This is a genomic window from Kribbella sp. NPDC004536 (assembly GCF_042873835.1).
In the GTDB taxonomy this organism is placed as follows: domain Bacteria; phylum Actinomycetota; class Actinomycetes; order Propionibacteriales; family Kribbellaceae; genus Kribbella.
In genome coordinates, this window is sequence record NZ_JBIALY010000002.1 from 1,767,435 (window position 1) to 1,780,624 (window position 13,190).

Consider the following 13,190-nt stretch of genomic DNA (forward strand, 5'->3'; position numbering starts at 1 on the left):
TCAGTCACCACCTCAGATCCGACAGCCCTCCGATCTGTGACAACTGCCCGGTCGCGAACGCCAGCTTGTCCGGATTCATCACGAACTCCACCGACGTCACGCCGTCCGGGCCGATGCCGAGGAAGCCGATCGCGACCACGCCGTCCGGACCGGCGGCGACCAGCGCAGGGCCGCCGTTCGACTCGGTCAGGTACGCCTCGATGTCGCCGCCGAACCGCTGGATCGCGCCGGACAGGTACCGCGCGACCTTGTTCCGGCCGACCACCGCGTTGCGGGCCGCAGACACCTGACCGCCGCTGTCCGCCCGCGACACCACATCCGCGGCGAGCAGCTCCTCCAGCTCCTCGATCTCCCCGAGCCGCGCCGCCGCGATGAACCGCTCGACCAGCTTCCGCCAGCCGTCGCGGTCGACCGCCTGTTCGCGTCGCGGCTCCGCGGCGAGCTTCTTCCCGGCCCGCGACGCCAACTGCCGCGCGTTCGCCTCGGACGTACCGATCAGCTCCGCGACCTCGCGGTACCCGTACGCGAACGCCTCGTGCAGCACGTACGCGGCCCGCTCGGCCGGACTCAGCCGCTCGAGCATCAACAGCAGCGCGAACGACACCGACTCGCGCTCCGCGACGACCTCGAGCGGTCCGAGCGCGTCGAACTGCCCGGTCAGTACGGGTTCCGGCAGCCACTGGCCGACGTACGTCTCCCGTCGGGCCCGTGCCGAGGTGAGCTGCTTGATCGAGAGGTTGGTGACGATCTTCGCCAGGTACGCGTCCGGGTCGCGTACGGACGTACGGTCGACCTCCTGCCAGCGCAACCAGGCGTCCTGGAGGATCTCCTCGGCGTCGGTCGCCGTCCCCGTCATCCGGTACGCGATGCCGAACAGCCGCCCACGCAGCCGCTCGAAATCATCCATCCCGGAACGTCTCCGCCGCGCGCTGGATCCTGGTGTAGAACTCCGACCAGCCGGCCTCGTCGAGCATGCCCGCGTCGCTGCCGCCCTGCCCGTCGATCAGCTCGCGGACGATGTCGGCGTGCCCGGCGTGGTGGGCGGTCTCGTCGACGACCCGCACCAGTAGCGCGCCGAACGTCGTACCGCGCTGCCCCTCGGCCCAGTGCGGGACCTCGGCCGGTTGGTCCAGGCCGAACTCGGCGATCGAGCGGTCGCTGTGCGCGCAGGCCTCGCGGTAGAGCCCGGTGATGTACTCCGTCGACTCGTCCGGCTTCGCCCACATGTCGCCGCCCTCCCAGACCGAGCCGTCCGCCTCCCACGGCAGTACCTCGGCCGGCGGGCGACCGACGCTCGTGCCGAGGTAGACGTACTCGATCCCGGTGAGGTGCTTCACCAGCCCGAGCAGGTTCGTACCGGACGGAACCAGTGGGCGGCGGCGGTCGTACTCGCTGAGCCCGTCGAGCTTGGCGAGCATCAACGCGCGGGTCGCCTGGAGGTAGTCCTGCAACACGGTCTTCACGGGGCTCCTGGTGGTACGAAGGGAACGGCTGGTGCACCGTGCTCGATGAGGTGCAGGAGCGCGGCGGTGTCGGCGTACTCGTCGATCATGTCGGCCAGCCGGTCCAGGCGGTCCTCGCGCAGGCCCGCGAACGACACGGTCCCGTCGGGCGCGGGCTTGCCCGTCAGCCCGGCGACCTCGGCCAGGAACGCGTGCCGCGCCGAGTCGTCATCGAGCAACCCGTGCCAGATCGTCCCCCACACGTTCCCCGACCGGCATCCGCCCGGAAACTCGGCCGCGTCCTCGGTCACCTCGACCACACCGTGGTGGATCTCGTACGCGGTCGGCGCGGGCCGCCGCAGCACCTTCTCCCGGCCAAAAACCGTGGCTACTGGCAACAACCCCAGTCCAGGGTGATCACCACCTGTCTCGACCGCGTCTGGATCGGAGACGAATGATCCGAGCATTTGGTACCCGCCACATATTCCTAGAACTGGAAGGCGGTTGGCCACCCTGGCCTGGAGTGCGTCGGCCAGGCCTTGCGCGCGGAGCCAACTCAGGTCGGCGACTGTGGCGCGGGAGCCGGGGAGTACGACGAGGTCGGCGTCGCGGATCTCGGTGGGGCTTGTGGTGAAGAAGACGCTGTTGGTCGGCTCCGCGGCCAACGCGTCCAGGTCGGTGAAGTTGCTGATCCGCGGAAACCGCACCACCGCGATCGTCAACAGGTCCCCGGAGGAAGTACGACGGACCGGAATGTCGAGCGCGTCCTCCGAGTCCAGCCACAGCTCCGGCAACCAGGGCAGTACGCCGTACGTCGGCCGCCCGGTCACCGAGGTGAGCATGTCGATCCCCGGCTGCAACAACGACGCGTCCCCGCGGAACTTGTTCACCAGAAACCCGCTGATCAAGGCCTGATCAGCAGCATCCAGCAACGCGACGGTCCCGAACATCGACGCGAACACCCCGCCGCGATCGATGTCGCCGACAACGACCACCGGTGCGCGGGTGTGCTGCGCCAGCCCCATGTTCACGTAGTCGGACTGCCGCAGGTTGATCTCGGTCGGGCTGCCCGCGCCTTCGCTGATCACCACGTCGTACCGCGCCGCGAGGTCGTCGTACGCCGCGAACGCCGCCTTCGCCAGTTCGGCCCGTTCGGTGAGGAAGCCGCGGGACGACAGTTCGCCCCAAGGCTCCCCCATCAGTACGACGTGACTGCGCCGGTCGCTGCCCGGCTTGAGCAGCACCGGGTTCATCGCGGCCTCGGGTTCGGCGCCGGCGGCAACGGCCTGGATCCACTGCGCCCGGCCGATCTCGGTACCGTCGGCGCAGACCATCGAGTTGTTCGACATGTTCTGCGCCTTGTACGGCGCCACCCGTACGCCCTGCCGCGCCAGCCACCGGCACAAGCCGGTCACCACGGTCGTCTTCCCGGCGTCCGACGTCGTACCGGCGATCAGCAGCGAACCCACCCGGTCATCCTAGAGGGGTCGGTCCCTGGAAGCGGGTGGCTCCTCCCTTCGCCGACAGCGGCTTGGCGACGTGCTCCAGCGACTTGCCCTCGGCATCGACGCCGAAGAACCACGCGATCAGCCCACCGAGCAGCATCACGGCCGCGCCGACGATGTAACCGACGGTCAGCGGCCCGCGCGCCGGGTGGTCGCCGGACCCGATCAGCGACGCGAACAGGAACGGCGCGATCACGCCGCCGGTCAGCTGCGAGATCGCGAAGAAGAACGAGATCGCCTGGCCGCGCAGCTCGATCGGGAAGATCTCGCTCACCGTCAGGTACGCCGACGACGCGCCCGCCGAGGCGAAGAAGAACACCACGCACCACAGTCCGGTCAGCGACGCCGCGTTCAGTACGCCGGCGTTGAACAGCAACGCCGTGACGAACAACACCACGGCGGACAGGGTGTACGTACCCAAGATCATCTTGCGGCGCCCGATGGTGTCGAACAGGTGCCCGAGCAGCAGCGGCCCGGCCAGGTTGCCGATCGCGAACGGGAAGAAGTAGAGCGCGACGCTGGAGTCGTTCAGGCCGAAGTACGACTTCAGCACCAGCGCGTAGGTGAAGAAGATCGCGTTGTAGAGGAACGCCTGGGTGACCATCATCGAGAAGCCGAGGAACGAGCGGCTGCGGTAGTCGCGGAGCATCACCCGGGCGATCTCGCGGTACGTCACCGGCGGGTAGTCGACCAGCTCGATCGCCTCGTCGTCGCGGACCTCGCGCAGTTCGCCGCCCTGCCGGCGTACGGTCTCCTCGATGTCGTCGACGGTCCGCTCGGCCTCCTCGACCCGTCCGTGCGTCATCAGCCAGCGCGGGCTCTCCGGGATGTGCCGGCGCAGCACGATGATGATCAGCCCCATCACCGGCCCGATCAGGAAGCACAGCCGCCAGCCCCACTCGATCGGGACGATGTCCTTGTTCAGGAACACCAGCCCGATCGCGGAACCGATCAGCGCGCCGCCCCAGTACGTGCCGTTGACGCCGATGTCGACGCGGCCGCGGAACCGGGACGGGATCAGCTCGTCGATCGCCGAGTTGATCGCCGCGTACTCACCGCCGATGCCCATCCCGGCGACGAACCGGAAGATCAGCAGCGACGCGAGGTTCCAGGACAGGCCGGCCGCACCGGACGCGATCAGGTAGACCAGCAGCGTGACGATGAACAGGCTGCGCCGGCCGAGCCGGTCGGTCAACCGGCCGAACAGCAGCGCGCCGACCACCTCACCGCCCAGATAGACCGACGCCATCAGACCGACCTCGGACGTGGTCAGGTGCAGTGTCTGGGGTTCCTTCAGTACGTTCCCGACCAGCGAGACCAGCTGGATCTCGAGGCCGTCGAGGATCCAGGAGACGCCCAGTCCGACGACGATCATCCAGTGGAACCTGGTCCACGGCAGCCGATCCATCCGGGCCGGCACCAGACTCGGTATCGCCCTGCCCTGCTCCAACGCGTGCTCGCTCATCCGCACTCCTCCCGCGGCTCTTGGGGCGAAAGCCCTCAGAGCCGGTATCCGGGAGTGATGAAGCGCAAACGGTCAGTTGGCAGGTGAGGCGAGCTGCAGTACTTCGGCGGTGGGAAGTTTCGCGAGGTCGGTGCCGTCGAGCAGCAGTTTGGAGGCGCGGATGCCACTGCCGATCACAACCAGTCCGGCGTTCACGACCGCTTCGTCGACCAGGACGGGCCAGTCCGCGGGCAGTCCGATCGGCGTGATGCCGCCGTACTCCATCCCGGTGCTGCCGACCGCGTCGTCCTGGGCGGCGAACGAGATCTTCCGGACCCCGAGGTGCTTGCGGATCACGCCGTTCACGTCCGCCCGGTGGGTCGCGAGCACCATCACCGCGGCGTACGTCGACTCGCCCGCCCGCTTGCCGTGGACGATTACGCAGTTCGCCGACGCTGCCATCGGTACGTCGTACTCCGCGCAGAACGCGGCCGTGTCCGCCAGGCCCGGATCGATCGCGACGGCGTACGCCGCGGTCTCGCCGAGCGACGCGCGGACCGGGTCCGCGAGCAGCTCGGGTACGTCGGCCGCGGGCTGCCACTCGAGCTTGCCGAGCACCGGGGCGGTCACGAGCGCTTCACCAGGTCGGCGTACTCGGTGTGCTCCTCGAGGAAGTCCTCGTAGAACGGGCAGGCCGGCCTGACCTGCAGCCCGAGCGCCCGCGCGTCGTCGAGCGACTTCGTGGCGATCCGCCCGGCCACCCCCTGGCCGCGGAACTCGGGCAGCGTCTCGGCGTGCAGGAAGGTGATCGCACCGGGGTACAGCTTGTAGTCGACGAAGCCCATCAGGGTGCCGTCCGGGCCTACCGCCTCGTACCGGGACCGCTCCTTGGCGTCCACCACGCTGATCTCGTTCTCCATGCCCGCCACTCTAGCCACGCCGCCCGAGGCTGGACCGGCGGTGTCCTAGGGTGCGCCGGGTGCACATTCCGCCACCGGAGAACGGTCCAGGCCAGTTCCTGACCGCGCTGCAGAACGCCGACTGGGCAACGTTCGAGACCGCCCATGACCTGGGCCCGTTGCGTACCGCACTCGCCGAGCTCCAGCAGGAGTACGGCGTGACGGACGCACACCGGTTCGCGACCGAACAGCTCAGGGCGGCCGGTGCGGTGCTCCGGCACCCTGACGGGCACCTCGTGGAGATCGATGCGCTGGCGCTGAGCCCGTGCGGCCGGTACCTCGCGGTCGGCTCCTGGTGCGGCGACGACTACGAGCGCGGCGGCGTACTGCAGGTCTGGGAGCTCTACAGCGGGCGCTGCGTGAACAAGCTGGACGGCATCCCCGGTGGCGTGGGCTGGCCCGGATACGCCCGCAGCATCCAGTGGTCGCCGGACGGGCAGCGGGTCGCGGTTGCGTTCAACACCAACATGGTCGGCTTGTGGGACCCGTTCGGGGCCGAAGGTGAGGAGCCGATCGGCGACGCCTCGGTGACCGACGGCGGGTCGCGTCCGCCAGACTTCGCGTTCGCACCCGACGGAACGCGTGCGTACATCGGGATGCGGGCGGAGCGCGAGGTGCACGGTTGCATCGCTCCGCTGAAGCAGGGCCACTTCTTCTACAACACCTACGACGAACACAGTCCGCAGCCCGCCTGGCTGGCCGAGACCCTGCCGCCCTCGATCAAGGCCCGGCTCGGCGACAACGAACTGTTCTTCGCGCAGGGCTTCTGGTCCCGGGACGGGGCGCGGATCTACGGGTACAGCCGGCGCGAATGGGCGGCGTCGATCGACGTAGGCAGCGGCCAGGTCGTGTGGCTCGAAGGAGCCGCGACGCACGGCCAGGCTCCGGCCTGGAGCCTGGACGAGCGCCTGCTCGCGGTTCACCTGGACGGGCGCCTGCTGATCGCGGACGCGCTGACCGGCGGGCTGATGGCCGAGCTCCCGGGTCTGCCGGGAGCGCAGCTGTGCTGGGGACCGCGTGGCCGGCTGGCGGTGGTGCTCACAGATCACCACTTCCCGCGCGTGGTCGTGCACGACCCCGACGGCCGCAGTCACCACCTGCACGTGGCACCGAAGGATGCGGACTGGGAGCTTCCCGACGTCACCGCCTGGGCCTGGTCGCCGGACGGCGAGTTCGCCGCCTGCCTCACCACGGCTGGTCAGGTGGAGATCTGGGCGCCGGGCGACTACCCGGAGTCCGTGGACGTCTTCGACGTACCGGACACGACCAGCGGCGTGATCTGGGGCGCGGACGGTGTGATCGTCGCGGCCGGACGGACCACGCTGCGCTTCATCGGGGCCTCGACCGGTGACGTGTTGGGCGACTTCCGCTTCCTCCAGGAGCCGTACGCCGCACGGCCGCTCGACCTCGACGGTGCCGATCTCGGCGCCGATCTCCAGTACGAGGAACACGGCGACCCGTCGTTCGTCCTGGACGAGGACACCTGGGCGGCGGCGTTCGCGCCGGGACTGGTGATCGCGCCGGACGGCCGGCGTGCCGAGCTCGACCGGTTGCTCTCCTGGGTGGTCGACCGGCGGTACTCGTGGCCGACGTGGTGGGGCGAGCTGGAGATCGTCCCGGACGCGGCGACGGCGGCGGGGCGTCTTGGGGCGCCGTACGAGGAGTACCTGCAACCGTTCGTCGACGCCCCCGAACCCGCGCCGGCCGAAACCTGGCCGCCGCCGAACACCGCGACCGTCGAGGACCTGTTCCAGCTGGCGCTGCAGTCGGTCGGACCGTTGCATCGGGGCTGGGACACGCACGTCTCCGAGAACCTCCGGCACGCGGCTCGGCTGCGCGCGCGGCGCGGCGAGGTGCAGGGCGCGGTCGAAATGCTGGCCCGCGTTCCAACTCCGTCCGAACGGCTGCGGGGTACGGCCGACGTCGCACTGATCCTGGCCGCCGCGGGCCGGCCGAACGACGCCCGGGCGGTGTTCACCGTCACCGAGGCCGAGATCGACTCCGTACTCGACGAGTACAACGTGCCGCTCATCGCATCGTCGCTCGGCGGCGCGTACACCGCGCTCGGCGACACCGCCCGGGGTGACGCGTGGTTCGCCCGCGCCCGGGCCGCGATCGAGCCCGAGACCAACCCGGGGCAGCATCGCCTGGCCGTCGCGTGGGCGCTGGTCGAATGCGGCCGCGTCGACGAGGCCCGCGCCGTCTGGCAGGGCGCGACCACGACGCCGTCGATGTTCTACACCACGCCGTTCCTGGCGTACCTGGTCCGAACCGGTCGAGACGACCTTGCCCGGGAGCTGTTCACTCTCCGCGGTACCTCAGGTATGGAATACGTCGCGTACTCCGACGACGGGCAGCAGGAGTACCTGGGGCACCTGGACGAGGGCTGGTTCGACGGGTGGGACGGCGTCGAGATGCTGGCGTCGTTGGGACGTCCGGATCTGATTCGTGACTGGGCGCGCGTCTTCGGCGACGGGTACGCGTACGAGGACGTACTCGCGAAGGCCGAGGCCAAGGATCGCGGTCCGCGGCCGACGCCCGCGGACGTCTCCGCGCTGGTGGACGAGTACGGCACGCTGCGGAAGACACCCCGCGCCGCTCGTCAGCACCCGACGCAACTGCTGATCCGCCAGGCCGCCGAATGCCACCACCTCGGCGCGGTGCTCAACCTCGTTCAAGCGCTACCCGACGACGACTTCAACGGCCGCCCCGGCGCCGCATTCCAGGCCCTCTGGATCGCAGCCACAGGAACCGCCACCGAACCCTGGTGACGCCGGCTCGGTACCGGCTGGCGGAGGTCGAACGGCAACGCGGGCGGTACGACGCCGCGGAACGTCCTTATGCCGCGGCGGCCAGCGGACGGTGGCGCGCCACGTCAGCAACATCTTCGCGAAGCTGCAGGGATGTGCGGTCGCACGCGCCGTCCTACCTTGAGGTTATGGACAGGGTTGGGACTGTGGTGATCGGGGCGGGGCAGGCGGGGTTGGCTGCCGGGTACTACCTGCGGGACGACTTTGTCATCCTGGACGCGCACGAGCGGGTCGGTGACTGCTGGCGGGAGCGGTACGACTCGCTGCGGCTGTTCAGCCTGCCGCGGTACGCGAGTCTGCCGGGGCTGCGGATCGGTACGCGCGACTGCCCGACGCGGGACGAGATGGGCGACTACCTCGAGCAGTACGCCGCCCACCACGAACTGCCGGTGCGGACGGGCGTACGGGTGACGAGGTTGTCCCGGGACGACGACGGCTTCCTGGTCGCGACGACGAGCGGGGACTGGCGGGCCGATCAGGTCGTGGTCGCGGCCGGGATGCACAGCACACCGCGCCGGCCGGCGTTCGCGGACCAGCTCGATCCGGCGATCAGGCAACTACATTCGCTCGGCTACCGCAACCCGTCGGACCTGAACGACGGCACGGTACTGATCGTTGGCGCGGCCAACTCCGGCACCGACATCGCGCTCGAAGCGGTCGGGCACCACCGGACGATCCTGGCCGGGCGCCACCCCGGCCAGGTACCGGTCGACATCGACTCCCCCGTCGGTCATCTCTTCACGCCGGTGGTGATGTTCCTCTTCAAGTACGTGCTCACCCGCGGTACGCCGATGGGCCGCAAGGCGATCGCGAACGCCGTCCGCAACGGCCTTCCGCTGACCCGGAACAAGCTGGCGCAGCTCGATGCCGCGGGCATCGAACGGATCGGCCGCATCGACGGGGTCCGCGACGGCTTGCCGGTGACCGCGGACGGCGCCGTACTCGACGACGTCACGACCGTGGTGTGGTGCACCGGATCCGATCCGGACCACAGCTGGATCGACCTGCCGGTCTTCGGCGCGGACGGGCGCCCGAGGCACGAGCGCGGCGTCGCGAGCGATGTCCCCGGGCTGTACTTCCTCGGCCTCGACTTCCAGTACGCGATCGCGTCCGCCAGCATCCAGGGCGTCGGCCGCGACGCTCGCTTCCTGATCAGCCATCTCACTCGACGGAGCGCCGATCGGACCACAGCTGTGGACAGGCGGTAGCATCTCCGGCTGAAATGGGTGTCGTGGGTCAGGGTGAGTGAGCAGGCGGCGGTGAGCGGCGGCGAAGGTGGTCCGACCGCGCTCCGCATCATGCTCGGTGGTCAGCTACGGCGGATGCGTGAAGCCGCCGGGTTCAGTCGCGCCGACGCGGGGTGGGCGATCCGCGCCTCGGAGTCCAAGGTGAGCCGGATGGAGCTCGGCCGGGTCGGCTTCAAGGAACGCGACGTCAGCGACCTGCTCGAGCTCTACGGGATGGGCGACGAGAACGAGCGGGCCCGGCTGATGGAACTGGCCCGGGCCGCGAACAACCCCGGCTGGTGGTCCCGGTACGGCGACGTGCTGCCGTCCTGGTTCGCGAACTACGTCGGCCTCGAACTGGCCGCGACGATGATCCGGACGTACGAGGTGATGTTCGTCCCGGGCCTGCTGCAGACCGAGGACTACGCGCGCGGCGTCATCCAGCTCCGGAAGAACTTCCTGCCCGACGAGGAGGTCGACCAGCGGGTCGCGCTGCGGGTGCAACGCCAGCAGATCATCACCCGGTCGAACCCGGTCAAGCTCTGGGTGGTGATCGACGAGTCGGTGCTGCACCGGCCGGTCGGTGGCGAAGCCGTGATGCGGGCGCAGATCGAGCACCTGCTGGAGTGGTCGCAGCGGCCGAACATCACCCTGCAGGTAATGCCGTTCGACCAGATCGGCTATCCCGGCGCGGGCGGCTCGTTCAGCCTGATGCGGTTCGCGGACAGCGACCTGCCGGACGTCGTGTACATCGAGCACGCGTCCAGCGCGCTGTACCTGGACAAGATCGAAGAGGTCGACGAGTACGTCGCGATCATGGAGGGCCTGACCATCGCGGCCGACCCGATCTCCGCGACCGAGGGCGTCCTCAAGGACGCCCTCGCGCGGATGTAGCGATTCAGGCGACCTGCAGGTCGACCTTGATGTTGCCGCGGGTGGCGTTGGAGTACGGGCAGACCTGGTGGGCCTTGGCGACCAGGTCCTCGGCGACCGCGCGGTCCTCGATCCCCGGCAGGCTGACGACCAGCGCGACCTCGAGGCCGTAGCCGGCGCCGCCGTTGATCGCACCGATGCCGACCTCGGCGGTGACCGTCGAGCCCTCGACATCCTGACGCTCCCGGCGCGCGACGACCTTCAGCGCGCTGTGGAAGCAGGCCGCGTACCCGGCGGCGAACAGCTGCTCGGGGTTGGTGCCCTTGCCGGTGCCACCCATCTCGGCCGGCGGCGCGACCACGACGTCGAGCTTCCCGTCGTCGGTCGCGACCTTGCCGTCGCGGCCGCCGTGCGCGGTGGCCTTGGCGGTGTACAGAACCTTCTCAACAGCGATGGTCATACCTGGATGCTCCTCAGCGAGTTGGGTCGAGAACGAGCTTGCCGACGGTCCGGCGGGCTCGCATGTCTTCGTGGGCGGTGGCAACCTCGGACAGCGCGTACTCGCCACCGACGATCGGGGTGAGTTTGCCCTCCGCGGTCAGGTCGAAAAGCTCGGCCAGCGGGCCGCCGAGCAACTGCGGGTTCGCGAAGCAGTCGGCCAGCCAGAAGCCGGCGATCGTCTTCGAGCCCTTCATCAACCGGCTCGCGTCGATCGGCTCGGCCTGCTGCCGGGACGCGGCGCCGAACGTCACCAGCCGGCCGAACCGGCCGAGCGCGGCGAACGACTCGTCGAACGTCGGGCCGCCGACCATCTCCAGCACGATGTCGACCGGCTTGCCGCCGTTCGCCTCGAGGATGCGGTCCTTCAGGCCTTCCGGCGTACCGTCGATCGCGGCGTCCGCGCCGAGCTCGAGGACCTGCTTGCGCTTGTCTTCGGTGGATGCGGTCGCGATCACGCGACCGGCGCCCCACAGCTTCGCGAGCTGGACGGCGAGCGAGCCGACACCACCTGCACCGGCGTGCACAAGGACAGACTCCCCCGGCTGCAGGTGGGTGGACGTCTTGAGCAGGTGCCACGCGGTGGTGCCCTGCAGCACGAGCGCGAGCGCCTGGCCGTCGCTGACGCCCTCGGGCACGTCCCATGCGTACGGCGCGTGCGCCACGGTCTGCTCGGCGTACCCACCGGAACCGACCAGCGCGACCACGCGGCGTCCGTCGGCCGTGTGACCGACGACCTCGCCGCCGGGGATCAGCGGCAGCTCGGTCTTGGAGAGGTAGCTGTTCTCGACCTGATGGGTGTCCGCGTAGTTGATGCCCGCGCGGTCGACCGTGATCAGGACCTGTCCGTCGCCGGCGACCGGCTCCGGGACATCGCTGATCTTCAGGACCTCGGGTCCGCCGAACTCGGTGATCTGAATGGCTCGCATACACCGTACTATACACTGTACGTTAGGAATCTCGAAGGGAGCTGGGTCACAGTGGCGCGGACACCGCGGAACACCCTCAGTGCCGACCTGATCGTGCGGACGGCGCTCGAGCTGATGGAGGCCAAGGGCGCGGACGCGTTCAGCCTGCGCGGGGTCGCGGCCGAGCTCGGCGTCGGCCCGATGGCGCTCTACACCTACTTCCGGAACAAGGACGAGCTGTACGACGGTGTCCGGGATCATCTGATGGGGTTGCTGCCCGCCGTACCGGACGGGGTGCCGTGGCCGGACCAGGTCCGCGCGGTCTGCCGTTCGCTCCGCCTGCTGATGCTCCAGCATCCTTGCCTCGCGCAACTACTGGCGGGGCGGCCGTTGAGCGGGCACGAGACGGCGCGGGTGGCCGAGGGGCTGCTCGGCGTCCTGCGGTCCGCCGGGTTCGACGCCGAAACGGCGGCCCGCACGCACACGACGCTGTTCACGTACGTCCTGGGCGCCACCACCTGGGAGATCCAGATGGCGGCCGAGCGCCGCGACCCCGAGGCGTGGCGCCGGTTGCGCGCGACGATGGAGTCCCTCTCGGCCCGGGACTTCCCGTCGGTCGTCGCGCTCGCCCCGGAACTCGCGCGGACGACGGGCGGCGACGAACAGTTCGACTACGGCCTCGACCTGCTCCTGGCCGGACTCAGAACACCATCGTAAAACTTCTCTTCTCTTCTCTTCTGTTCTTTTCTTCTCTGCTTCAGAACACCATCGTGACGATGGCCAGCACTCCGATGCACACGATCAGTGCGCGCAGGGCGATCGGCGGTAGGCGGCGGCCGTAGCGGGCGCCGAGGAAGCCACCGATCGTCGACCCGACCGCAATCAGGATCGCGGCGTACCAGTCGATGTCGTGGACGATCACGAACAGGATCGCCGAAGCGGTGTTCACGACCGTGGCGAGAACGTTCTTCAGGCCGTTCATCCGCTGCAGGTTCGAGTCCAGACCGAGGCCGAGGATCGCCATCAGCAGTACGCCCTGCGCGGCGCCGAAGTACCCGCCGTACACCCCGGTCGCGAAGACGGCCGGGATCACCCACCAGGCACCGCGGTGCTGATGGGCGCCGACGCTGACCCACCTCGACAGCCACGGCTGGAACGCGACCAGCAGACAGCCGAGCAGGATCAGCACCGGTACGACCGCGTGGAACGCGGCGTCGGGCAGCGTCAGCAGCAGCACTCCGCCGACGATGCCGCCGGCCAGTGACGCCGGGACCAGCCGGAGCATCCGGCCGCGCTGGCCTTCGAGTTCGCGGCGGTACCCGATCGCGCCGGCCGCCGTACCGGGCGCCAGACCGACCGTGTTGCTGACGTTCGCGAGCACCGGCGGGATGCCGACGGCGAGCAGGGCGGGGAACGTGAGCAGCGTGCCCGACCCCACCACAGCGTTGATCGTTCCCGCGCCCATCCCCGCCAGCAGGACGAACACCGCCTCGAACCATGTCATCGCCAAGAGACTCTACGCAGC

13 protein-coding genes are annotated in these 13,190 nt (G+C 69.5%); 4 read left to right on the forward strand and 9 right to left on the reverse strand.

Annotated elements, in window-relative coordinates:
• Nucleotides 1-4: 4 nt before the first annotated feature.
• The 6 genes from sigJ to ACFYRU_RS23280 all read right to left on the reverse strand — a co-directional run bounded on the left by sigJ (nucleotide 5) and on the right by ACFYRU_RS23280 (nucleotide 5,311).
• Nucleotides 5-907, reverse strand: a complete 903-nt coding sequence (sigJ, locus tag ACFYRU_RS23255) for an RNA polymerase sigma factor SigJ (RefSeq protein WP_387662257.1) — start codon at nucleotides 905-907, stop codon at nucleotides 5-7.
• Nucleotides 900-1,463, reverse strand: coding sequence for a DinB family protein (locus ACFYRU_RS23260; RefSeq protein ID WP_387662259.1), 564 nt, complete (start codon nucleotides 1,461-1,463; stop codon nucleotides 900-902). Before ACFYRU_RS23260 ends, sigJ begins: the two co-directional genes overlap by 8 nt.
• The gene (locus tag ACFYRU_RS23265) at nucleotides 1,460-2,911 is read right to left on the reverse strand and encodes a cobyric acid synthase (protein ID WP_387662261.1); all 1,452 of its coding nucleotides are present in this window, start codon (nucleotides 2,909-2,911) and stop codon (nucleotides 1,460-1,462) included. Before ACFYRU_RS23265 ends, ACFYRU_RS23260 begins: the two co-directional genes overlap by 4 nt.
• A 4-nt stretch (nucleotides 2,912-2,915) precedes the next feature.
• Nucleotides 2,916-4,412: an MFS transporter gene (locus ACFYRU_RS23270; protein ID WP_387662263.1), complete on the reverse strand. Its 1,497-nt coding sequence runs from the start codon at nucleotides 4,410-4,412 to the stop codon at nucleotides 2,916-2,918.
• 72 nt (nucleotides 4,413-4,484) lie between these two features.
• Nucleotides 4,485-5,021: a YbaK/EbsC family protein gene (locus ACFYRU_RS23275; protein ID WP_387662265.1), complete on the reverse strand. Its 537-nt coding sequence runs from the start codon at nucleotides 5,019-5,021 to the stop codon at nucleotides 4,485-4,487.
• Nucleotides 5,018-5,311, reverse strand: coding sequence for a GNAT family N-acetyltransferase (locus ACFYRU_RS23280; protein WP_387662267.1), 294 nt, complete (start codon nucleotides 5,309-5,311; stop codon nucleotides 5,018-5,020). The genes ACFYRU_RS23275 and ACFYRU_RS23280 overlap by 4 nt, the downstream gene beginning before the upstream one ends.
• Nucleotides 5,312-5,370: 59 nt before the next feature.
• Between ACFYRU_RS23280 and ACFYRU_RS23285 the strand changes: the two genes are divergently transcribed.
• From ACFYRU_RS23285 to ACFYRU_RS23295, 3 genes are all read left to right on the forward strand, one after another.
• Entirely contained in the window at nucleotides 5,371-8,121 is a 2,751-nt protein-coding gene (locus ACFYRU_RS23285) for a hypothetical protein (RefSeq protein WP_387662269.1), read from the forward strand.
• A 167-nt stretch (nucleotides 8,122-8,288) separates the two neighbouring features.
• The gene (locus tag ACFYRU_RS23290; protein ID WP_387662270.1) at nucleotides 8,289-9,368 is read left to right on the forward strand and encodes a flavin-containing monooxygenase; all 1,080 of its coding nucleotides are present in this window, start codon (nucleotides 8,289-8,291) and stop codon (nucleotides 9,366-9,368) included.
• Nucleotides 9,369-9,458: 90 nt separating this feature from the next.
• Nucleotides 9,459-10,280, forward strand: coding sequence for a helix-turn-helix domain-containing protein (locus tag ACFYRU_RS23295; protein WP_387662941.1), 822 nt, complete (start codon nucleotides 9,459-9,461; stop codon nucleotides 10,278-10,280).
• Nucleotides 10,281-10,284: 4 nt separating this feature from the next.
• On the opposite strand, the gene ACFYRU_RS23300 is transcribed toward ACFYRU_RS23295, so the two are convergent.
• A complete protein-coding gene (locus ACFYRU_RS23300) occupies nucleotides 10,285-10,719 on the reverse strand; it encodes an organic hydroperoxide resistance protein (protein ID WP_387662272.1) in 435 nt (144 codons plus the stop codon).
• 13 nt (nucleotides 10,720-10,732) lie between these two features.
• Complete coding sequence (locus tag ACFYRU_RS23305; RefSeq protein ID WP_387662274.1) at nucleotides 10,733-11,686, reverse strand: zinc-binding alcohol dehydrogenase family protein; 954 nt, start codon at nucleotides 11,684-11,686, stop codon at nucleotides 10,733-10,735.
• A gap of 51 nt (nucleotides 11,687-11,737) precedes the next feature.
• Between ACFYRU_RS23305 and ACFYRU_RS23310 the strand changes: the two genes are divergently transcribed.
• The gene (locus ACFYRU_RS23310) at nucleotides 11,738-12,382 is read left to right on the forward strand and encodes a TetR/AcrR family transcriptional regulator (RefSeq protein WP_387662276.1); all 645 of its coding nucleotides are present in this window, start codon (nucleotides 11,738-11,740) and stop codon (nucleotides 12,380-12,382) included.
• 40 nt (nucleotides 12,383-12,422) lie between these two features.
• On the opposite strand, the gene ACFYRU_RS23315 is transcribed toward ACFYRU_RS23310, so the two are convergent.
• Nucleotides 12,423-13,169, reverse strand: coding sequence for a sulfite exporter TauE/SafE family protein (locus tag ACFYRU_RS23315; RefSeq protein WP_387662278.1), 747 nt, complete (start codon nucleotides 13,167-13,169; stop codon nucleotides 12,423-12,425).
• Nucleotides 13,170-13,190 lie beyond the last annotated feature (21 nt).